This window comes from Rhodospirillales bacterium, assembly GCA_016710335.1.
Lineage (GTDB): Bacteria > Pseudomonadota > Alphaproteobacteria > Rhodospirillales > Defluviicoccaceae > JADJXQ01.
The window spans coordinates 1-20,625 of sequence record JADJXQ010000011.1; the positions used below are offsets into that span (position 1 = coordinate 1).

The 20,625-nt window shown below is 70.1% G+C and carries 16 protein-coding genes and 8 pseudogenes; 10 read left to right on the forward strand and 14 right to left on the reverse strand.

Going from position 1 to position 20,625, the window contains the following annotated elements; genetic code table 11:
* Together IPM60_14050 and IPM60_14055 are read left to right on the forward strand one after the other, a co-directional pair.
* A pseudogene (locus IPM60_14050) lies at positions 1-1,155 on the forward strand (V-type ATP synthase subunit A).
* 34 nt (positions 1,156-1,189) lie between these two features.
* Positions 1,190-1,579, forward strand: a complete 390-nt coding sequence (locus IPM60_14055; protein ID MBK8908979.1) for a hypothetical protein — start codon at positions 1,190-1,192, stop codon at positions 1,577-1,579.
* Here IPM60_14055 and IPM60_14060 read toward each other — a convergent pair.
* From IPM60_14060 to IPM60_14090, 7 genes and pseudogenes are all read right to left on the reverse strand, one after another.
* Positions 1,562-1,864 (reverse strand): annotated as a pseudogene (locus tag IPM60_14060) (phosphoenolpyruvate--protein phosphotransferase). The gene IPM60_14055 and the pseudogene IPM60_14060 sit on opposite strands and share 18 nt — an antisense overlap.
* A complete protein-coding gene (locus IPM60_14065) occupies positions 1,834-2,796 on the reverse strand; it encodes a hypothetical protein (GenBank protein MBK8908980.1) in 963 nt (320 codons plus the stop codon). The pseudogene IPM60_14060 and the gene IPM60_14065 overlap by 31 nt, the downstream one beginning before the upstream one ends.
* Before the next feature lie 82 nt (positions 2,797-2,878).
* Complete coding sequence (locus IPM60_14070; GenBank protein ID MBK8908981.1) at positions 2,879-3,070, reverse strand: HPr family phosphocarrier protein; 192 nt, start codon at positions 3,068-3,070, stop codon at positions 2,879-2,881.
* Positions 3,070-3,455: pseudogene (locus tag IPM60_14075) on the reverse strand (PTS-dependent dihydroxyacetone kinase phosphotransferase subunit DhaM). The gene IPM60_14070 and the pseudogene IPM60_14075 overlap by 1 nt, the downstream one beginning before the upstream one ends.
* A complete protein-coding gene (locus IPM60_14080) occupies positions 3,452-4,288 on the reverse strand; it encodes a phosphoenolpyruvate hydrolase family protein (protein MBK8908982.1) in 837 nt (278 codons plus the stop codon). Before IPM60_14080 ends, IPM60_14075 begins: the two are co-directional and overlap by 4 nt.
* Complete coding sequence (locus IPM60_14085) at positions 4,289-5,491, reverse strand: Tm-1-like ATP-binding domain-containing protein (protein MBK8908983.1); 1,203 nt, start codon at positions 5,489-5,491, stop codon at positions 4,289-4,291.
* 54 nt (positions 5,492-5,545) lie between these two features.
* Positions 5,546-6,142, reverse strand: coding sequence for a histidine phosphatase family protein (locus IPM60_14090; protein ID MBK8908984.1), 597 nt, complete (start codon positions 6,140-6,142; stop codon positions 5,546-5,548).
* 51 nt (positions 6,143-6,193) lie between these two features.
* Here IPM60_14090 and IPM60_14095 point away from each other — a divergent pair, with 51 nt between their 5' ends.
* Positions 6,194-6,523 carry a QacE family quaternary ammonium compound efflux SMR transporter gene (locus IPM60_14095; protein MBK8908985.1) on the forward strand — a complete coding sequence of 110 codons (330 nt, stop codon included), beginning with the start codon at positions 6,194-6,196 and terminating at the stop codon, positions 6,521-6,523.
* On the opposite strand, the gene IPM60_14100 is transcribed toward IPM60_14095, so the two are convergent.
* The 5 genes and pseudogenes from IPM60_14100 to rpmE all read right to left on the reverse strand — a co-directional run bounded on the left by IPM60_14100 (position 6,492) and on the right by rpmE (position 12,529).
* Positions 6,492-9,608 (reverse strand): efflux RND transporter permease subunit, encoded by a 3,117-nt coding sequence (locus IPM60_14100; protein ID MBK8908986.1) that lies wholly within the window; start codon positions 9,606-9,608, stop codon positions 6,492-6,494. The two genes, IPM60_14095 and IPM60_14100, sit on opposite strands and share 32 nt — an antisense overlap.
* Before the next feature lie 70 nt (positions 9,609-9,678).
* Positions 9,679-10,773: pseudogene (locus IPM60_14105) on the reverse strand (efflux RND transporter periplasmic adaptor subunit).
* An 82-nt stretch (positions 10,774-10,855) separates the two neighbouring features.
* Positions 10,856-12,122, reverse strand: a pseudogene (locus IPM60_14110) (glycerate kinase).
* Positions 12,123-12,193: 71 nt separating this feature from the next.
* Complete coding sequence (rpmJ, locus tag IPM60_14115) at positions 12,194-12,319, reverse strand: 50S ribosomal protein L36 (GenBank protein ID MBK8908987.1); 126 nt, start codon at positions 12,317-12,319, stop codon at positions 12,194-12,196.
* A 30-nt stretch (positions 12,320-12,349) separates the two neighbouring features.
* Positions 12,350-12,529: a 50S ribosomal protein L31 gene (rpmE, locus tag IPM60_14120; protein MBK8908988.1), complete on the reverse strand. Its 180-nt coding sequence runs from the start codon at positions 12,527-12,529 to the stop codon at positions 12,350-12,352.
* Positions 12,530-12,718: 189 nt separating this feature from the next.
* On the opposite strand from rpmE, the gene IPM60_14125 reads away from it, so the two are divergent.
* Complete coding sequence (locus IPM60_14125) at positions 12,719-14,518, forward strand: ATP-binding cassette domain-containing protein (GenBank protein MBK8908989.1); 1,800 nt, start codon at positions 12,719-12,721, stop codon at positions 14,516-14,518.
* A gap of 3 nt (positions 14,519-14,521) precedes the next feature.
* Here the strand turns inward: IPM60_14125 and IPM60_14130 are convergent, their stop codons facing one another.
* Positions 14,522-15,421, reverse strand: coding sequence for a pyridoxal-phosphate dependent enzyme (locus IPM60_14130; GenBank protein MBK8908990.1), 900 nt, complete (start codon positions 15,419-15,421; stop codon positions 14,522-14,524).
* Between the two features lie 1,023 nt (positions 15,422-16,444).
* On the opposite strand from IPM60_14130, the pseudogene IPM60_14135 reads away from it, so the two are divergent.
* The 6 genes and pseudogenes from IPM60_14135 to IPM60_14160 all read left to right on the forward strand — a co-directional run bounded on the left by IPM60_14135 (position 16,445) and on the right by IPM60_14160 (position 19,494).
* Positions 16,445-17,526, forward strand: a pseudogene (locus IPM60_14135) (amidohydrolase/deacetylase family metallohydrolase).
* Positions 17,512-18,015, forward strand: a complete 504-nt coding sequence (locus IPM60_14140) for an alanine racemase (protein MBK8908991.1) — start codon at positions 17,512-17,514, stop codon at positions 18,013-18,015. Before IPM60_14135 ends, IPM60_14140 begins: the two are co-directional and overlap by 15 nt.
* A gap of 175 nt (positions 18,016-18,190) precedes the next feature.
* A complete protein-coding gene (locus IPM60_14145) occupies positions 18,191-18,622 on the forward strand; it encodes a hypothetical protein (protein ID MBK8908992.1) in 432 nt (143 codons plus the stop codon).
* Positions 18,623-18,629: 7 nt separating this feature from the next.
* Positions 18,630-18,767 (forward strand): hypothetical protein, encoded by a 138-nt coding sequence (locus tag IPM60_14150; GenBank protein ID MBK8908993.1) that lies wholly within the window; start codon positions 18,630-18,632, stop codon positions 18,765-18,767.
* Positions 18,768-18,824: 57 nt separating this feature from the next.
* Positions 18,825-18,971, forward strand: a pseudogene (locus IPM60_14155) (helix-turn-helix transcriptional regulator).
* Positions 18,928-19,494 carry a cupin domain-containing protein gene (locus tag IPM60_14160; protein MBK8908994.1) on the forward strand — a complete coding sequence of 189 codons (567 nt, stop codon included), beginning with the start codon at positions 18,928-18,930 and terminating at the stop codon, positions 19,492-19,494. The pseudogene IPM60_14155 and the gene IPM60_14160 overlap by 44 nt, the downstream one beginning before the upstream one ends.
* Here IPM60_14160 and IPM60_14165 read toward each other — a convergent pair.
* Positions 19,474-20,562 (reverse strand): annotated as a pseudogene (locus tag IPM60_14165) (ABC transporter substrate-binding protein). The gene IPM60_14160 and the pseudogene IPM60_14165 sit on opposite strands and share 21 nt — an antisense overlap.
* Between the last annotated feature and the right edge of the window lie 63 nt (positions 20,563-20,625).

Genomic DNA, 20,625 nt, shown 5'->3' on the forward strand with positions numbered 1-20,625 from the left:
GTCGACCCGGCTCTTCCCCGACCGGCCGATGATCACCACGCAGCGGATCATCGACACGTTCTTCCCGATCGCGCAGGGCGGCGCTGCCTGCATCCCGGGGCCGTTCGGCGCCGGCAAGACGGTGCTCTTGAACCTGATCGCCCGGCACGCCGATGTCGATGTCGTGGTGCTGGTCGCCTGCGGCGAGCGCGCCGGCGAGGTGGTCGAGACCATCACCGAGTTCCCGCGGCTCAAGGACCCGCGCACCGGCGGCTCGCTGATGGACCGCACCGTCATCGTCTGCAACACCTCGTCGATGCCGGTGGCCGCGCGCGAGGCCTCGATCTTCACCGGCATCGCGATCGGCGAGTACTACCGCCAGATGGGCCTGCGCGTCCTGATGATCGCCGATTCGACCTCGCGCTGGGCCCAGGCGATGCGCGAGACCTCGGGCAGGCTCGAGGAGATCCCGGGCGAGGAGGCGTTCCCGGCCTATCTCGACAGCGCGATCAAGGGGGTCTACGAGCGCGCCGGTGCCATCCGCGCCAATGACGGGGCCGAAGGGGCCCTGACCATCATCGGCTCGGTCTCGCCCGCCGGCGGCAATTCGAGGAGCCGGTGACGCAATCCACGCTCGCCGCCGTCAAGTGCTTCCTCGGCCTCTCCTACGACCGCGCCTACAAGCGGTTCTACCCGGCGATCGACCCGCTGCTCTCCTGGTCGCGCTATCTGCGCCAGCTCGAGGGCTGGTCGGCTGAGCATCTCGCCCCCGACTGGGTCGAGCAGGTCGAGGCGATGACCGCCCTGCTGCAGCGCGGCGACGAGATCGCCCGGATGGAGCAGGTGACCGGCGAGGAGGGCATCAGCCTCGAGGACTTCGTCATCGGCCGGGCCGCCGCCTTCATCGACATGGTCTTCCTCCAGCAGGACGCCTTCGACGACATCGACGCCAGCGCCCCGCCCGCCCGGCAGAAGGCGCTGTTCGATCGCGTCCACGCGATCGCCACCCGCGGCTACGGCTTCGCCGACAAGGATGCGGCCCGCCGCCACTTCACCAGGCTCACCGGCCTCTTCAAGAACCTGAACTACGCGGCACCCGGATCCCCCGATGCAGCACGGCTCGAGGCCGAGATCGAGGCCTTGGATGCCGAGGCCCCGGTGCTCGAGCAGGCCTGAGGCGCAGCAGCGATCGAGGCCCGGAGGCGCTCGGGTGCTCTCACGGCAGCCCGTGAGCCCGGCCGGCGCAGCCGGCAATCCACAGCTTGACCCGGCCGAGCGCCGCCGGTGCCACCGAAACGCGCTCGATCCCGATGGCGACGAGCGCCTCGATGCCCGCCCGGTCGCTCGCCATGTCGCCGCAGAGCGAGAGCGGCAGCCCCTTGGCCGCCGCCATCTCACCACCATCCGGATGAGGCGGAGCACGGCCGGGTCGAGCGGGTCGATCAGCTCGGCGACGCGGCCGCCGGCGTCGCGCGAGGCCGCCATCACGTACTGCGTCAGGTCGTTCGAGCCGATCGAGGCGAAATCGACGGGCATGGGTGTCGAGGGCGAGGGCGGCTGCCGGGGTCTCCACCATGATGCCGACCGGCGGCACGGCTAGGTCCAGGGCGCGCGCCTCGGCTTCGATGAAGGACCGCGCTTCCAGGACCTCGGCGGCGCGGCTGACCATCGGCAGCATGATCGAGAGCGGGCCATCCGCCGCCGCCCGAAGCGCTGCCCTGACCTGCGGGCGGAAGAGCTCCGGCCGGTCGAGGCAGAGCCGCAAGCCCCGCAGGCCGAGAAAGGGGTTTGTCTCGGCCGGAATGTCGAGATCCGGTAAGGGCTTGTCGCCGCCGATGTCGAGGGTGCGCAGGATCAGCGGCCGGCCGCCCAGGCGCTGCAGCAGGCGGGCATAGGCCCGATACTGCGTCTCCTCTCGTCCGGCCGCTCCGCTCGGCCGATGAACAGGAACTCGGTGCGCAGGAGGCCGACGCCGTCGCCAGCGCGCAGGAGAACGTCCGGCACGGCATCCGGGTCGTCGACATTGACCATGACCGAGATCGGCCGGCAGGCGGCGGTGCGCGCGGGTTCCGCCACCACCTTTGCCGCGGCCCGTGCCTCCTCGCGGTCGACCGCGAGCCGCCCGCGGTAGCGGCGCTCGGTCGCCGGCTTCGGACCGACGACCAGAAAGCCATCCCTGGCATCGAGCACGGCCGTCGCCGCCACGGGCTCGATCGGCCCGAGCCCCGTCACCAGCGGTATGCCCCGGGCACGCGCGAGCATGGCGACGTGGCTCGCCGCACTGCCCGCCCCGAGCGCCGCACCCCCCAGCGCCGCCCAGTCGAGACCGAGGAAGCGGGACGGGGTCAGGTCGCGGGCGGTGACGATGGCGCCCGCCGGCGGGGCCATCGCCGGGCCGCCGCCGGCGAGCGCCGCCATCACGCGATCGCGCAGGTCCACGAGATCGGCGGCCCGGGCGCGGAAATAGGGATCGTCGTCGCCGGCGAAGACCTCGACCTGCGGGGCGAGCCCCTCTTGCCACGCCCGGACGGCCGGGGCTCCCTCGGCCACCAGTGCCGCCGCCGTCTCGACGAGAGCCGGATCGTCCAGCATCTCGAGCTGGAACCCCAGGATCTCGGCTGCCATCTCCTCGCCTTCCGCGAGCAGCAGCGCAAGCTGCTCCCTGGCGGCGGCGATGGCCGCCGTCAGCCGCGCCATCTCCGCCTCTGGCGTGCCGGCCGGTCGGTCTGCCGCCACCGCGAGATCGGGCAGGTGGAAGAGCGGCCCGAGGGCGAGACCCGGTGCGGCCACGCGGCCCTTGTAGTGCTTTTCAGCCATGCTCGTCGAAATTGCGCTCGACGAGGCCCGTGAGCCCCTCCAGGCGCGGCTCCGGCGTCCGCGCCCTCGGCCTCGAGCTCGATCAGGTGCCGGTCTTGAGCTTGAGCGCCATGACCTTGACGATGCTCTTCGCGTCGATCCAGGCGCCGTCCGGCAGGCCGCGCAGGCGGATGGATGCCTCGAAGCCCTTCGCCAGCCTGGTGAGCTTGACCGCCGGGCGGGCATGCAGGCCGGTCGGGTGGTTACCCCTCACGCGCGCCCGCTCGGCCGCCATCAGCGCCACTCCTCCGCCGCCGCCACGACCTCGTCCAGCGTGCTGCCGGCCGAGGCCTCGGTCGCGGCGATCACCGCCCCTCCACCACCGGTGCGGCGGCAATGCGAACCCGGCCGCGGCGTGCCTCGTCGAGCATCAGGATCGCCATCTCGCTGTTCATCTCCGCCCCGCCGAGATCGACCAGAAGGGCGACCCCGGCCTCCGACCAGACGGATTCGATGCCGGCCAGGATCTTCGCCGCGTCCGTGCCGAGCCCGCCCGCCGGATCGCCGCCGACGCCGGTGCAGGCGACCTCGTCGCCCACCATCTGCCGCACCATGTCGACCGCACCCTCGGCGACCTTGGGCGAATGCGAGACGACGAGGATGCCGACCGTGGCGCTCATGCGCCGAAGCCGATCTCTTTGAAGGCCGCGACCTGGGCGGTGAGCGCTTTCTCCGTCGGCAGCCGCTCCATCGACGAGGCGCCGTAGAAGCCGTGGCAGTGCTCGGTGCGGGCGAGGACGAAGGCCGCATCCTCGGGCGTGGCGATCGGCCCGCCATGGCAGATGACGATGACGTCCGACCGGACCCGCCGCGCCGCCGCTGCCCACTCGTCGATGATGCGGGGGCAATCCTCGAGCTTCACCGCCGTCTCCGCCCCGATCGTGCCGCCGGTCGTCAGCCCCATGTGCGGGACGATGAGGTCGGCCCCGGCCTCGGTCATGGCGACGGCCTCGTCGGCCGAGAAGACATAAGGTGTCGTGAGCATGTCCAGCTCATGGGCGGCCCGGACGAGATCGACCTCGAGCCCGTAGCCCATGCCGGTCTCCTCGAGATTGGTGCGCATCACACCGTCGAAGAGCCCGACCGTCGGGAAGTTCTGGATGCCGGCGAAGCCCATGTCCTTGAGGTCGCGCAGGAACCTGTCCCTGAGCATGAACGGGTCGGTGCCGTTGACGCCGGCGAGCACCGGCGTCTTCTTCACCACCGGCAGCACCTCCCTGGCCATCTCGACGACGATGTCGTTGGCGTTGCCATAGGCCATGAGCCCGGCGAGCGAGCCCCTGCCGGCCATGCGGTAGCGGCCGGAATTGTAGATGACGATGAGGTCGATGCCGCCCGCCTCCTCGCACTTGGCGCTGAGGCCCGTGCCGGCACCGCCGCCGATGATCGGCACGCGCCGGCGCACCATGTCCTGGAACTTCTCGACCAGCGCCTGGCGCTCGAAACGGGGCATTCAGCTTGTCCTCGTGATCTCGTGGAAGGCGGCGACGCAGGCGGCGGCGAAGGCCGCATCGTTGATGTTGTGGGCGACGCGGGCGAGGCGCCGGTTCGGCGCGGGGCGGAAATCCGCCTCGAGCGCGGCAAAGAGCGCCGCATCCGCGTCCGGATCGAAAAAGGGCTGGCCCGGGGCGTCGATCGCCGAGACCCCGCCTTCGGGGACGAGGAAGCGGACGGGGCCTTCCATGCGGTTGAGCCGGGCCGCGAGCCAGGCACCGAAGCGGGCGTTCTCCTCGACCGTCGTGCGCATCAGCGTGACCTGCGGGTTGTGCACGTAGAGGCGGCGGTCCCGAAAGCGCTCCGGCACGGTCTCCATGGCACCGAAATTGACCATGTCGAGAGCACCCAGCGAGCCGACATAGGGGATGCCGGTCTGGATCACCGCCTCGAGGCGATCCTCGGTCGCCGGCAGAACACCGCCCACCAGGAGGTCGGCGATCTCCGTCGTGGTGATGTCGAGCATGGCGCCGACCAGCCCGCTGGCTACCAGCTTCTCGAGCGCCTGTCCCCCTGTGCCGGTGGCGTGGAAGACGAGGCAGTCGTAGTCGGCCTCGAGCGCTCGCGTCACCTGCTGCACGCAGGACGTGGTGACGCCGAACATGGTGAGCCCGATGGCCGGCTTCGTGGCCGCCGCAGGCGCCGGAATCGGGTGCAGCATCATGCCGGCCAGCGCATGGGCGGCGTTGCCGAGCACCCGGCGGGTGATGGCGTTCAGGCCCTGCACGTCGGCCACGGCGTGCAGCATCAAGATGTCGGCGGGGCCGACATAGGGTGCCACATTGCCCGAGGCCACGGTCGAGACCATGACCTTGGGGACGCCCACCGGCAGGGCGCGCATGGCCGGCGTGACGAGGGCCGTGTTGCCCGACCCGCCGGCGCCGATCATGCCGCCGATATCGTCGCGGGTCAGGACGAAGCGGGCGAAGGCCTCGGCCATGGCGCCGACGGCGCTGCCCCGGTCGCCGGTGAAGACGGCTGCCTCGCCCTTCGGGTGATGGGCGGCGACCTCGCGGGCGGCAACGTCGGCCGGAGCGGCCTCGCCGCTGGTGCCGAGATCGACGAGGCAGGTGGCAACGCCCGCGGCCTCGAGGCAGGCCTGGATGAAGCCTAGCTCCGTCGCCTTGCTGTCCAGCGTGCCGCAGACATAGGCCCTGGCCACGCCTCGATCTCCTGCGTTGTCTCCCCGCCGCAACATGGCCGCGAAAGGCGCGGCTTAGCAAGGCCCGAGCACCCGCTCGACCTCCTCCATCGGCCGCCAGGTGAAGAGGGGTGCCAGGCTCCGGGCATCGAGGGCGAAGACGGAGCCGGACCTCGGCTGGTCGTGCCGGCGGTCGATCGCAAGCCCCGCGTGCCGGCAGTAGAGCAAAGTGCCGACCCCGCCATGGCCGACGAGGAGGAGGGGAAGGGTTGGGTCGTGGCCCGCCAGCACCGCCTCGAGCTCGCCCGCGATCCGCGCCTGGGCGTCGCTTGCGCGCTCCCAGCCGCGCACCGACTCCTCCGGCCGGGCGAAGAATTCGCTGGCCACCTGCTCGAACTCCGCGGGCACGAGGAAGCCCGTGGCCGACCTGTCGTTCTCGTGCATGGCGGGGCGCACCACGATCTCCGCCGCCGATGTCTCGGCGACGAGCTCGGCCGTCTCCACGGCCTTGCGCTCGGCGCTGGTGACGATCCGCCGGCAGGCCCGCAGCCAGGCGGCGTCGCGGACCGCCAGCACCCGTGCCCGACCCGTGGCGGAGAGCCCCCAGCCCGGCACCGGGATCGCCGGATCGATGGTCACCTCGGGATGGGAGAGGTAGTAGATCACCGTCATGCTCGGGCTCGCAACATGGCCGGCCGCGCCGGCCGGCTGGATGATGTCGCCATGGTCTATCTGCAGCTCGTCGTCGCCATCGCCTGCGAGGTCGCGGGCACCACGGCCCTGCAGGCGTCGCAGCAGTTCACGCGCTTCTGGCCGTCGGTCGCGGTCGTGGTGTGCTACGGGCTCGCCTTCTTCTTCCTCGCCCTCGTGCTCCGCACCATGCCTGTCGGCATCGCCTACGCGATCTGGTCCGGCCTCGGCATCGTGCTGATCTCGCTCGTCGGGCTCGTCGTCTTCGGCCAGCGGCTCGATCTCTGGGCCATCGTCGGCCTCGGCCTGATCGTCGCCGGGGTGCTGATCGTCAACCTGCTCTCGTCGTCCGTCGGCCATTGAGGCCGGCCGACAGCTCGGCCTCGAGCTCGCGGCCGATGGCGCTCGCCGGCCGCGTGAAGCGGGCGAGCAGGTCGTAGAGCACGGGTGTCAGGACCAGCGTCAGCACCGAGGCGAGGCCGAGGCCGCCGATGATCACCGTGCCGATGGCGATCCGGCTCTCCGCCCCCGCACCGGTGGCGATGACGAGGGGGACGGCACCCAGCACGGTCGAGACCACCGTCATGACGATCGGCCGCAGGCGCAGCACGGCGGCCTCGACCACCGCCTCGCGCACCCCATGGCCCTCGTCGCGGAGCTGGTTGGCGAACTCGACGATGAGGATGCCGTTCTTCGCCATCAGGCCGACCAGCAGCACGATGCCGATCTGGCTGTAGACGTTGAGCGAGAGGCCGGTGACGTAGAGGGCGAGGAGGGCGCCCGCCACGGCGAGCGGCACGGTGAGCATGATGATGAGCGGATGGATCCAGCTCTCGAACTGGGCGGCGAGCACGAGGAAGACGATGAGCAGCGCCATGGCGAAGGTGAAGAGCATGCCGCCCCTGGCCTCGATGAACTCGCGGCTCTGGCCGGCAAAGCCGAGGCGCGCCTCCTCGGGCAGCGTCTCCAGCGCGATCGCCTCGATATAGGCGATGGCCGAGCCGAGATCGTAGCCGTCGGCGAGCGCGGCGGTGATGGCGACCGCCGGCAGGCGGTCGTAGCGGCGCAGCGCCGGGGCGGACGCCCCCTCCTCGGCAAGGACCAGCGCGGTCAGGGGCACCAGCGTGCCGCTCCTCGTGCCGCGCACGAAGATGTTCTCGAGGTCGGTCGGGCTGCGCCGGTCCTCCGCCCGGGCCTGGAGGATCACCGGGTACTCGCGGCCGCGGTCGATGAACTCGGTGGCCTCGCGCGACGCCAGCAGGGTCTGCAGCGTCTGGGCGATGGTCTCGAGCGAGATGCCCAGGTCGTCGGCCCGGTCGCGGTCGACCCGCAGCGTCAGCTGCGGCTGGTTCTCCTCGAAATCGACGTCGAGATTGAGGAGCTGCGGGTTCGCCTCGGCGCGCTCGACGATGGCATCGGCCCACTCCTTCGCGCTTTGGAAGTCGGGGCCGCCGATGACCACGCGCAAGGGCGAGCTCGAGCCGCCGAGACCGAGCCCGGCCGGGCTCACCGGGAAGGCCCGGGCACCGGTGATGCCCGAGATCCTCGGCGCCAGCTCGTTGATGATGGCCTGCTGGGATCGATCGCGCAGGCCCCAGTCGGCGAGCCGGCCGACGACGAAGCCGCGGTTGTTGGAATTGAACGACCCGGCGATGGCGAACAGGCGCTCGACCTCGCCGTCCTCGAGCAGCGGGCGAATCACGCCCTCGACCTCGGCCACCCGCTCGTCGGTGTAGGTGACGGTGCTGCCCTGGGGCGCGATCACGGGCACGAAGAAAACGCCGCGATCCTCGATGGGCGTCAGCTCCTGCGGCAGTGCGACGTAGAGCCCATAGCTGGTGGCGGCGAGCAGGAGGCCCATGACCAGGACCGGCAGCGGCGCCGCGAGCGTCCGCAGCAGGAGCCTTCGGTAGACGTTGCCGACCGCCCGCGCCGCCCGGCCGCCGCCGGTCGTCCCGGCGGCGCCGGCGCTCCTCCCCTTCAGCACGCGCGAGCAGAGGGCGGGGCAGAGCGTCAGCGCCACGAAGGTCGAGATCAGGACGGCCGCGGCGAGCACCAGGCCGAACTCGATGAAGAGCCGGCCCACCTGGCCCTGCATGAAGGAGAGCGGCACGAAGACGGCGATCAGCGTGAGCGAGGTGGCGATGATCGCGAAGGTCACCTGCCGCGCCCCCAGGACCGAGGCCGTGATCGGCTTCTCGCCCGCCTCGATCCGCCGCTGGATGTTCTCCAGCATGACGATGGCGTCGTCGACGACGAGGCCGATGGCGAGGATCAGCGCCAGCAGCGTCAGCACGTTGATCGAGAAGCCCAGCGCCTGGATCAGGATGAAGCTGCCGACGACCGCGACGGGAATGGTGACGGCCGGGACCAGCGTCGCCCTCAGCGACAGGAGGAAGACAAAGATGACCAGCACCACGAGGATGATCGAGATGCCGAGCGCCGTCAGCACCTCGCGGATCGAGGCGGCGATGAAGATCGCGTCGTCCGAGCCGACGATGATGTCCATGCCGGCCGGCAGGATCGGCCGCAGGAGCTCGATCTCCGCCCGCACCGCGTCGGAGATGGCGATGGTGTTCGCCTGCGACTGGCGCAGCACGTTGATGCCGACGGCGGGCCGCCCGTCCGAGCGGACGAAGGTCGAATCGTCCTCCGCGCCGAGCTCCACCCGGGCGACGTCGGCGAGGCGGATCGGGTAGCCGCCCGCCGTCGCGATCACCAGCCGGCGAAAGCTCTCGACATCGCGCAGCCGGCTGTCGAGACGCACGGTCAGCTCGCGCGCGGTGGACTCGACCTCGCCCGCCGGCAGCTCGAGATTGCTTCGCCTGAGCGCCGCCTCGACGTCGGCGGTCGTCAGGTCGCGGGCGGCGAGCGCCCGGCGGTCGAGCCAGATGCGGATGGCGAAGCGCCGCTGGCCGTTGATCTCGACATTGGCGACGCCATCCAGGGTCGCCAGCCGGTCGACCAGGAACCGCTCGACATAGTCGGTGATCTCCGCCGGGCTCATCCGGTCGGAGACGATGCCGAGGCGCATCACCGGGTCGGCGTCGCTGTCGCTCTTGACGATCTGCGGCTCGTCCGCGTCGTCGGGCAGGCGGGCGCGCACCCGGGCGACGGCGTCCCGCACGTCGTTGGCCGCCTCGTCGATATCGCGGTCGCCGTTGAAGGTGATGGTCGTGCGGCCCCGCCCGCGGCGGCTCTCCGAGGTGATCTCGCGCACGCCGGAAACCCCGGCCACCGCCCCCTCGATCACCTCGGTGATGTCGGTGTCGACGATCTCTGGCGCTGCGCCGGTGTAGCTCGTCGTGATGCTCACCACGGCGCGCTCGACGTCGGGCAGCTCGCGCACCGGCAGGCGGCTCAGCGCGGCGATGCCGAAGACGACGATGAGCAGGCTGACCACGGTCGCGAGGACGGAGCGACGGATGCTGAGCTCCGAGAGTGTCACCCGATGTCTCCGGACGGCAGGGCGATCCGCTCGGGATCGACGGCCTTCGGCGCCTCGTAGCTGATGGCGACGCACCGTCGCGCAGGCGCTGCAGACCGCTGGTGACGACCAGCTCGCCGGCCTCGAGGCCGTTCTCGATCTCGACCACGCCGAGGCTGCGCGCGCCGAGCTCGACGAGCCGCCGCTCGGCCCGCTCCGGCCCTGCCACATAGACGAAGCTGCGATCGGCCTCGCTGACCACGGCCTCCTCCGGCACGATGACCGCGTCGCGCTCGCCGAGCGTGATGTCGACCAGCACGAAGAGGCCCGCCGGCAGGAGGAGATCGGGGTTGGGGAGCGAGGCCCGCACGCGAAAGGCGCGACTCGTGACGTCGACGCGCGTGTCGATGCTGGTGAGCGTGCCGGCGAAGCTGCGGTCGGGGAAGCTGGTGCTGCTGGCCTGGACCTCGAGGCCCGGCTGGATGCGGCCGTAGAAGAATTCCGGCAGCATGAACTCGACGATCATCCGGCTTCGATCGTCGAGCGTGGTGATCACCGTGTCGTTGTCGACCCTGGCTCCCAGATCGACCCGGCGAATGCCGACGACCCCGTCGAAGGGGGCGCGGACCAGCCGGTCCTCGAGCCGCTGGGCCGCCCGGTCGACCCGCGCCTGGGCGGCGGCGGCGGCGGCCTCCAGCTCGACCACGGTCGCCTCGGCGATGTTGTTGCTGGCCCGCAGCCGCCGGGCACGGTCCAGCGCCGACTGCGCTTCCTTCGCCATCGCCCGCGCCTCGTCGAGATCCGCCTCTTCGATGGCATCGTCGAGGCGCGCCAGCACGGCGCCGGCCTCGACCGCCTGGCCCGGCTCGAACAGCAGCTCGGTGATCCGCCCCGAGGCCAGGGACACCACCTCGATCGCCTGGTTGGCCAGCGTCGTGCCGACCGCCTCGGCCCGGTCCCGCACCGTCTCGCGCACCGCTCGCGCGACCTCGACGGAGATCGTCCGCCCGCCGCCTTTGCCGTCGCCGGGGATGACGCTCGCCGCCGTCAGATGATGGTAGAAGTAATAGCCGCCGACCGCCCCGCCCAGGAGCAGCAGCGACAGCAGGATCTGACGAACGGTCGACAAGAATCCGTCTCCGACGCGGGCTCGGGTGGATGCGCTAGAGTTAGCGGGGTTCAGCATCGAGCAAGCCAATACATGTCGCGCGATTGTATCGAATTTTCGCGGCGATGTGTTGCGCCGGCGGCGAGGTGCTGTCCGGCGCTCAGTCGATCAGCACGGCCCGGAAATCATTGACGTTGGTGAGCGTCGGCCCGGTGACGACCTGCTGGCCCAGGGTCCCGAAGAACGTGTGGCCGTCGTTGCGCGCGAGGCTGGCCTTGGCGACGAGGCCGAGCGACGCCGCCTTCGCCAGGGTCGCGTCGTCGATCCAGGCGCCGGCCACCTCGGCGGCCCCGTCGACGCCGTCCGTGTCGGCGGCGATCGCGCTCACCCCCGCCAGGCCGTCGAGCGCCACGGCGAGGGCCAGGAGGAACTCGACGTTCCGCCCGCCGCTGCCGTCGCCCCGGACGGTGACCGTCGTCTCGCCGCCCGAGAGCAGCACGCAGGGCCGCGGGCAGGGCTGGCCGTGGCGGATCACCTGCTTGGCGATGGCGGCCATCACCTTGGCGACGTCGCGGCTCTCGCCCTCGATGCTGTCGCCGAGGATCAAGGGGGTGATGCCGGCGGCGCGCGCCACTTCCGCCGCCGCCTCGAGCGAGGCCTGCGGCGTCGCGATCATGACCGTCTCCGCCCGCTCGAGCCGCGGGTCGCCCGGCTTGACGCTTTCGCAGGCGGGATCCTCGAGATGGCGCCGCACATGCGGGGCGAGCTCGATCCCGTATTTCTCGACCAGGGCCAGCGCATCCGCGCGGGTGGTCGGGTCCGGCACGGTGGGGCCGGACGCGATCCACAGCCGGGTCGTCGCCCAGCACGTCCGAGATCACCAGAGCGCCACCAGCCGGGCGGGTGCGCCGCGGCGGCCAGCCAGCCGCCTTGATCTCCGGAGGTGCTTGCGCACGCAGTTCATCTCGTCGATCGAGGCGCCCGAGCGCAGCAAGGCGCGGTTGACGGCCTGCTTGTCCTCGAGGCCGAGGCCCGGCGCCGGCAGGGCCAGGAGCGACGAGCCGCCGCCCGAGATCAGCGCCAGGACGAGATCGTCCTCCGTGAGACCCTCGACCATGGCGAGGATGCGTGCCGCCGCGGCCTCGCCCGCCGCGTCCGGCACCGGATGCGCCGCCTCGACGATCTCGATGTGCTCGCACGGGCACGGCGTGGCCGTAGCGGGTCACCACGAGACCCTCGAGCGGGCCCGGCCAGTGCTGCTCGACGGCCCGGGCCATGGCCGCGCTCGCCTTGCCGGCGCCGATCACGATCGTGCGACCCTTTGGAGGCATCGGCAGATGTGCCGGCACGGCGCGATCCGGCATGGCGACCGCAACCGCCGCATCCAGCATCGCCCGCAAGAGCTTATCCGGCCCGGCTCTGCCCATGCCTGCCCTTCACCTCGAAACAACAAAGCCGGGACCAGGCCCGGCTTTTGTCCACGTCGAGGGCGCCGGCTTCAGCCCTGGCGGGCCTTGAAGCGCGGGTCCTTCTTGTTGATGATGTAGACGCGCCCCTTGCGCCGCACGAGACGGCAGTCCTTGTGGCGGGTCCTCGCCGTCTTCAGCGAATTGCGAACCTTCATCGTCGTCTCCGAATGATGCGTAGCGCGCGATCAGGCCTTGCGGCGAAAGCTCTGGAAGCGCCGGTTGAACTTCTCCACCTGGCCACGCTCGCGCAGCTGCATCGAGCCGCCGGTCCAGGCGGGATGGGACTTCGGATCGACGTCGAGCGTCAGCGTGTCGCCTTCGGCACCCCAGGTCGAGCGCGTCTTGAAGGTCGAGCCGTCGGTCATCACCACGTTGATCTCGTGGTAAGCCGGGTGGATATCCTTTTCACGGGAACTTTCATCTAAGCCAAGCCGCCGGTATATAGCGGGGCAGGCCGACGAACTCAAGCCTTCGCCGGCATCCCTTCGCGCGGGGTTGCTGTCACACCCCTGGCGGCTGCCTGCCCGCCACGCCCGATTCCCTGGGAGCACCGCATGACCCGGGCAGCCGCCCCGCTTCCCGACACTGTCGAACGCATGAAGAGCCGCGACTTCAGGCAGCTCCGCCGCCTCGCCGCCTATCTCGCCCCGTATCGCTGGCGGGTTGCCGGTGCCCTCGTGGCCCTTGTCGTCGCCGCGGCCGCGGTGCTCTCGCTCGGTGTCGGCCTGCGCTACCTGATCGACAGCGGCTTCGGCGCCGGCCGGCCGCAGGCGCTGGACCATGCGCTCCGCGCCTCGCTGCTCGTCATCCTGGCGCTGGCCGTCGCCACCTATCTGCGCTCCTACCTCGTGACCTGGCTCGGCGAGCGGGTCGTGGCCGAGCTTCGCAACCAGGTCTATCGCCACATCATCCGCATGCCGCCCGGCTTCTTCGAGACCACGCGGACCGGCGAGGTGCTGTCGCGCCTCACCACCGACACGACGGTCGTGCAGACGGTGATCGGCTCGACCGTCACCCAGGCGCTGCGCAACATCCTGCTCACGGTCGGCGGCATCGGCCTGCTCGTCTACAGCAACCCGAAGCTCTCCGGCCTCGTCCTCCTGGTCGTGCCGCTGGTCGTCGTGCCGATCGTCGTCTTCGGTCGCAAGGTCCGCCGCCTGTCGCGCACCGCCCAGGACCGGCTCGCCGATGTCAGCGGCCGCGCCGAGGAGACGGTCAACGCCGTGCGCACCGTGCAGGCCTTCGCCCAGGAGGAGCGCGAGGCGACGACGTTCGCCGCCGCCAGCGAGGCCGCGTTCGAGGCCGCCGCGGCCCGCGCCAAGGCCCGCTCGATGCTGGCGGCGGTGGTCATCACGCTCGTCTTCGGGGCTATCGTCGCGGTGCTCTGGATGGGCGGCCAGGACGTGCTCGCCGGCCGGATCACGGCGGGCGAGCTCTCGGCCTTCGTCTTCTTCGCCACCGTTGTGGCGAGCGCGGTGGGCGGGCTCTCGGACATCGTCGGTGATCTGCAACGCGCCGCCGGCGCCACCGAGCGGCTCTTCGAGCTGCTCGACAGCGAGCCGGCCATCAGGGCACCGGCAGCACCCCTGGCGCTGCCGGAGCGAACCGCCGGCGAGGTGCGCTTCGAAGCGGTCCGCTTCGCCTATCCGGGCCACCCCGAGCGCATCATCCTCGACGGCCTCGACCTGGCGGTCCGACCCGGCGAGAGCGTCGCCCTGGTCGGCCCGTCGGGCGCCGGAAAGACGAGCATCTTCCAGCTCCTCATGCGCTTCTACGACCCGCAAGCGGGGCGCATCCGCCTCGACGGCCAGCCCATCGACCAGCTCGACCCGGCCCGCTACCGCTCGCGCCTCGGCCTCGTGCCGCAGGAGCCGGTGATCTTCTCCGCCGATGCCTGGACCAATATCCGCTACGGCCGGCCCGAGGCCAGCGACGCGGAGGTCTTGGAAGCCGCCGAGACGGCGGCGGCCAGGGGCTTCATCGAGGCGCTGCCCGAGGGCTTCGCCACCTTCCTCGGCGAGAAGGGTGTCCGCCTCTCGGGCGGGCAGCGCCAGCGCATCGCCATCGCCCGGGCCATCCTGCGCGATCCCGCCGTCCTCCTGCTCGACGAGGCGACCAGCTCGCTCGATGCCGAGAGCGAGTTCGCCGTCCAGCAGGCGCTCGACTACCTGATGCGCAACCGCACCAGCATCGTCATCGCCCACCGCCTCGCCACCGTGCTCAAGGCCGACCGGATCCTCGTCATGGAGGACGGGCAGATCGTCGACGCCGGCACGCATCGCGAGCTGATCGGCCGCGGCGGGCTCTACGCCCGCCTCGCCGACCTGCAGTTCCGCCAGGGCGAGGCCGCCTGAGCCTCAGTCGACGATCACGTCCTCCGCATAGGCGAAGAGCGCCGGCGTGCCGCCCGTGTGGACGAAGATCACGGTGTCGCTCGAGGTGAGCCGGCCCTGGCGGACGTGGTCGATCAGCCCGGCCATCGCCTTCGAGCTGTAGACCGGGTCGAGGATGACGCCCTCGGTCCGGGCGACCAGCGCCAGCGCCTCCCGGGCGGCGTCCGACACCACGCCATAGCGCGGCCCGATATACTCGTCCGAGCTCAGGATCGAAGAAGGATCGATCGTGGCATCGAGCCCGAGGCGGCGGGCCGTCGCCGTGGCGATCCGGGCGATGTCCCAGGCGCGGTCCGTCTGCCCTTGATGGGAGCGATGCTGTGCAGCGCCAGCTTGCGGCCGATGAGCTCGAAGCCGAGCGCGAGCCCGGCCGGCGTCATGTTCGCACCCGAGAGATAGAGATGGCTCGGCGCGAAGCCCTGCCGTTCGAGCTGCTCGTCGATCTCGAGAGCGGCCCGCACATATCCCAGCGCACCCGTGACGAGGTTCTCGGTCTGCATCGGCCCCACGATGTAGGGCTTGCGGCCGGCCTCGCGCAGCTTGGCCGCCTTCGCCTCGAGCAGCGGCTGGACCTGCTCGAGGCTGGTCAGATCGACCACCTCGATCTCGGCCCCCATCAGCCGGTAGAGCAGGAAGTTGCCCTGCAACGCCGGCCCCTTCTCGCCGTGCAGCAGCACGAGATGGATGTCGAGGCCGAGCTTTTTCGCCGCCGCCGTCATCTGCCGGCACCAGTTCGACTGCGTGTAGGCGCTGCCGATCACCGTGTCGGCACCCTTGGCCAGGATGTCGGCGAAGACGTACTCGAGCTGGCGGGTCTTGTTGCCGCCGAAGGCGAGGCCGGTCAGGTCGTCCCGCTTCAGCCAGATCTCCGGCCCGCCCAGCGCTGCGGTCAGCCGTGGCGCCGGCTCGAGCGGTGTGGGCAAATGCGCCAGTGGCACGCGCGGAATGGCGTCGAGGCGGGCAAGCAGTTCGTCGCGGGTCACGTTTCGGGCCTCCAGGGGGCGGGTGGCATGATGCTTCGAATCCGCCAGAGTATCACGAAAGCTTATGGCAGTCGCGGCAGGCGGGGCGTGGCGGCGGCGAATCGGCGCTCGGCAGCCCGGATCGTCGCATTTCATGCAGCAATTCGGCTCGGGTTGTCGCAGAATCCGCGACAGCGAACCCAAGGATGTCGCGAAAGCTGCGACATAAGCGATCGTGATGTCGCGGAATCTGCGACATCGGGCGCGAAATGTCGCGGATTCCGCGACAGGTGCCGGCGAACGAACCCGCGGAACCGACGATCGAACCCACCGATTCGACGAGCGAACCCGGGGGATTCGACGATGGAACCCGGGGATTCGACGAACGAACCCGAGGTCCGGGACAGCGATTCCGTGCCTCCTGGCGCCACCCGCCGCAGCAACGAACCCGAGGACCATGATTTGCCGATCGAACCCCGCACGGGCTTGCGTTCCGGATCGGTATAGGCTATAAATCCTATGTCACGCCTCGAGCGGCTTCGTCGCCCGGCGCAGCTCGGCGAAGTTGTCGCGCAGATGCTCGGCGGCGCGCAGCGCCAGCGCGGTGACGGTGGGCGTCGGATTGACCACCCCGCCGGTCGCGAGGACGCTTCATACCGATCTTCTGGCCGCCGATCGGCTTGTTCTCGGTGACCGCGCGATACTCGCCCGGCACGAGCTCGTAGTTGACGTTCTCCTGCCGCGTTCTTCCCCTTTGCTCTCGTTTCAGGCTCGTCGGCCCAGCGACTGCGATCCGTGCGAGCGTCGCGAAACCTGTTTTCTCTTGCTGTTTCGTATCGTAAACAGGTCATGCTTCATTACCGAAACAGAAAAATGTGCGCGGCCACAGTCCACGCGGTAGTAGGCGCCCGCGGGAGCCTCGTCCTTGTTCGATCAGATCCTCAAAGGTGGCCACGTCCTCGATCCGGGCCAGAACGTCGATCGGCGCGCCGATGTCGCCTTCGCCAAGGGGCGGGTCGCCGCCCTCGACGACGACATTCCGGCCGAGCGCGCCCAGAACGTCGTCGACGTGACCGACCGCCTCGTCACGCCCGGGCTGATCGACCTGCACACCCACGTCTACTGGGGTGGCACCTCACTGGGCGTGAATGCCGACAAGCTCGCCCGGCGCAGCGGCACCACCACGTTCGTGGATGCCGGCAGCGCCGGGCCCGGCAATTTCCCGGGCTTTCGCCACCACGTCATCGAGCGCTCCAGGGTCCGCATCCTGGCCTACATGAACATCTCCTTCGCCGGCATCTGCGCGTTCTCGAAGAACGTCATGGTGGGCGAGAACCTCGACATCCGCCTCTGCAACCCGCGCGAGGTGGTGGCCGTCGCCCGGAGCACCTCGAGCACCTCGTCGGCGTCAAGGTCCGGGTCGGCCAGGTCACCAGCGGCAGCAACGGCGCCGGTCCCTTCAACGCCGCCCTCGATGCCGCCGACAAGCTGCACATGCCGCTGATGACCCATCTCGACTACCCGCCGCCCGGCCGCCACGAGATCATCGAGCATCTGCGCAAGGGCGACGTCCTCACCCACTGCTTCAAGCCGTTCCCGAACGCGCCGATCGACGGCCACCGCCAGATCCGCGCCGACATGCACAGCGCCCGCAAGCGCGGCGTCGTCTTCGATATCGGCCACGGGATGGGCTCGCTCGCCTTCGAGACGGCGACCGCCATGCTGCAGCAGGGCTTCCTCCCCGACGTCATCTCCAGCGACGTGCACACGCTCTGCATCCATGGGCCGGCCTACGATCTGTTGAGCACGCTGTCCAAGTTCCTGGCTCTCGGCATGCGCCTCGACGACGTGATCCGCACGGCCACCCTGCACCCGGCGGCCGCCATCGGCCGCAACGATCTCGGCAGCCTCGCGCCCGGTGCCATCGGCGACGCCTCCGTCCTCGAGCGGCGGCCCGGCCGCTATGTCCACACCGACAGCCTCGGCGAGACGATCACCGCCGACAGAGCATCTGTTCTGCACCGGCCTCGTCACCGCTGTCACCGCCGGATCCTGGCGAATCACCGAGCGAGGAGACGTGCGCATGAGCACGTCCCCCAGATCCAGCCCCAATGCCGCGCTCGTCGGTCAGCTCGGCTCCGTCTCCTGCTCGACACCCCGGCCCTGGTGCTCGACCTCGACGCGTTCGAGCTGAACCTGCGCACCGTGCATGGCCGGGCGAAGGAACGCGGGGTAGCGCTTCGGCCGCATGCCAAGTCGCACAAATCGGCGGCTGTCGGCCGAGCCCAGCTGGCGGCCGGCGCCATCGGGCTCTGCTGCGCCAAGCTCGGCGAGGCCGAAGCGCTGGCCGCGGCCGGCCTCGACGGGTTCCTGATCACCGCACCGGTGACCAGCCGGCCGAAGGTTCAGCGCCTGATGGGCCTGAACGCCCGGCTCGCCGATCTCGCTGTCGTTGTCGACGATGTCGCCAATGTCGCCGAGCTGGCGGCCGCCTGACCGAGGCCGGCAGGCGGTTGAAGCTCCTGATCGACGTCGATGTCGGCACGCACCGCATAGGGCGTCACCCGTCCCGAAGCGGCGCTCGCGCTGGCCAAGGCGATCCGTGAAGCCGATGGACTCGAGCTCGTCGGCGTGCAGGCTATGCCGGCCAGACCCGAGGCGATCCCAGGCTATGCCGAGCGCCGGGCGGCATCCGGGCAAGGCGCTGGCCCGCGCTTCCCAGTTCGCACGACATTGCGCGACGCTGGTCGAGCAGGGCCATCCCTGCCCGATCGTCACCGGCAGCGGCACCGGCACCCGCGACTTCGACCACGAGTTTGGCCTCTTCACCGACCTGCAGGTCGGCTCCTATGTCTTCTCCGACGTGATCTACAATTCGATCGAGATCGGTGCTGGAGGAGATAGGCCGGTCCTGCCGGCGCTCTTCGTCGTGAGCCGTGTGATCAGCCGGCAGCATCGGGACTTCGCCACGATCGACGCGGGCTCGAAGAGCTTCTCGATGGACGGGCCGATGCCGGTCCTGTGGCGGGGCCGACGCCGGGCTCCACCTACTATTAGCCCGGTTCGGCGATCAGTTCGGCCGTCTCGACCTCACCGGTGCTGACAGGCCAGTGGAGCTCGGCGAGCTGACCACATGGATGGTGCCGCATTGCGATCCGACCATGAATCTCTACGACCACTATCACTGTGTGCGCGGCGATGATCTCGTCGATATCTGGGCGATCGAGGCGCGTGGCCGCACCGACTGAGCCACAGGAACAGCCGCGGCCGGCGCAGTAGCCAGCTCGGTCGCGCGCTGCGGCGCGATCCGCAACGGGCTCGGCATCAGCCTCGCCGAGGTGGCGCTCCGCACCGGGGTCAGCGTCTCGACACTGTCGAAGGTCGAGAACGGCCAGATGTCGTTGACCTATGACAAGCTGGTGCAGCTCAGCGAGGGCCTCGGGGTCGACATCGGCGCCTTCTTCGATGCGTCACCCCCCGCCGAGGTCGCCGGTAAAGGCGGTGACGGCCCCGGCGAGAGCATCACCCGACCGGGCGAGGAGATGCTGGTCAGGACGCCCGAACTACGACTACCGCTACCTCTGCACCGACCTGTCGCAAAGGCTATGGTGCCCATCACTGATCACCATCCGTGCCCGTTCGCTGGTCAGGTTCAGCCAGCTCAGCCGACATTCGGGCGAGGAGTTCATCTACGTGCTGCGTGGTCCGATCGAGGTGCATACGGAGCACTACGCGCCGGCCCGCCTGAACGAGGGCGATGCGCTCTATATCGACAGCACCATGGCGCACGCCTCGCTCGCGATCGGCGACACCGACGCCCTGGTGATCAATGTCTGCTACAGCCCCAGCGCGGGCCACCTGCAGAACCTGGTCGACCTCGCCCGAGCAGCGGCCCTTTCCGCCGACATCGAGGCGGTGGACGCCCCGCCGAGAGAGGCCGGGCGTCCGCCGTGGCTGAACCGAAGCCCTAAGTAGGCGGGACTCGATCACCGCCACGTCCACGGCGGCGTATGTCGTCGCTCAGCTCGAAGCCGTCGGCCGCCGCCTGAACGGCCGCGTGGTCGAAGTCATTGGCCGCTGGCACCCACGCATTGCTGCACACATCGGTCGCGACGATGGGCTTCGTGATCTGCCCGATCTCAAAGGAGATCGGAAGAACTACCACTGCTCCATGTCGTGCCAGCCCCACCCCTCGCGCTGGTCCCAGGGACCGCGAAGACCTTGGCGGGTTGCATCATGGACTCGGTGGCGATGTCGGGTGCGAGGGTCGAGGCCAGGCCCGGGAACTGATCCATGACGATCTGGGTCGTCGCCCGAGGGTTGAGGTAGCCGAATTCCAGGCCCATGGCCCAGGCGCGGAGATAGGCTTCGTAGAGCTCGGCCTTCGCCGCGTCCTCGGCGTCCGAGCGGCGGACCACGAAGGTGTTGGCCGGCAACCTCGAGAAATCGTACGGCAGGAGATAGTCGAACTCGAGACCTGGCCGGTCCACTGCGCTCGCAGGCCCTCCCATGACAAAGCGACGTCGCCCTGGCCCTGCAGCAGTGCCTGGCCCCAGAGATTGCCGGCTTCGGCGTAGCTACTCGACACTGGCCGGATCGATGCCGAGCTGGGCGAGCTCCGGATCGACGATCGATTTCCAGCCGATCGAGCCGAGGAGGATGGTCTTGCCCGCCAGCTCCTTCGGATCGGCCGGCTTCTCGCCCGGGCGGAACGCGAAGCTGAAGACGTCGAAGGCGCCCATCTGCCAGACCGAGGTGATCGGCATGCCCTGCTCGAGCCCGAGCGAGAAGACGCCGGGTGAGGGGAAGCCCATGTCGGACTGCTCCTGATCCACCAGCTTGATGGTGGCGGTCGCCTCCATCGGCCCGGGCTCCAGCGTCGTCTCGATGTCGCCGAACCAGCCGTATTTCTTGGCAACCCAATAGGGATAGTCGTCGAGCACCTCGATCGTGCCACGCGGGCTGACCCAGCGGACGGTGCCGCTCGCCGCCTGCGCACGGCCCGGGGCGAAAGCCCGCCGACCCGAGCCCGAGAGCCGCCACCGTGCCGCCCGTCGCCGAAAGGAACCGCCGCCTCGGAAGCCTCCAGCATCCCTGTCTCCCTTG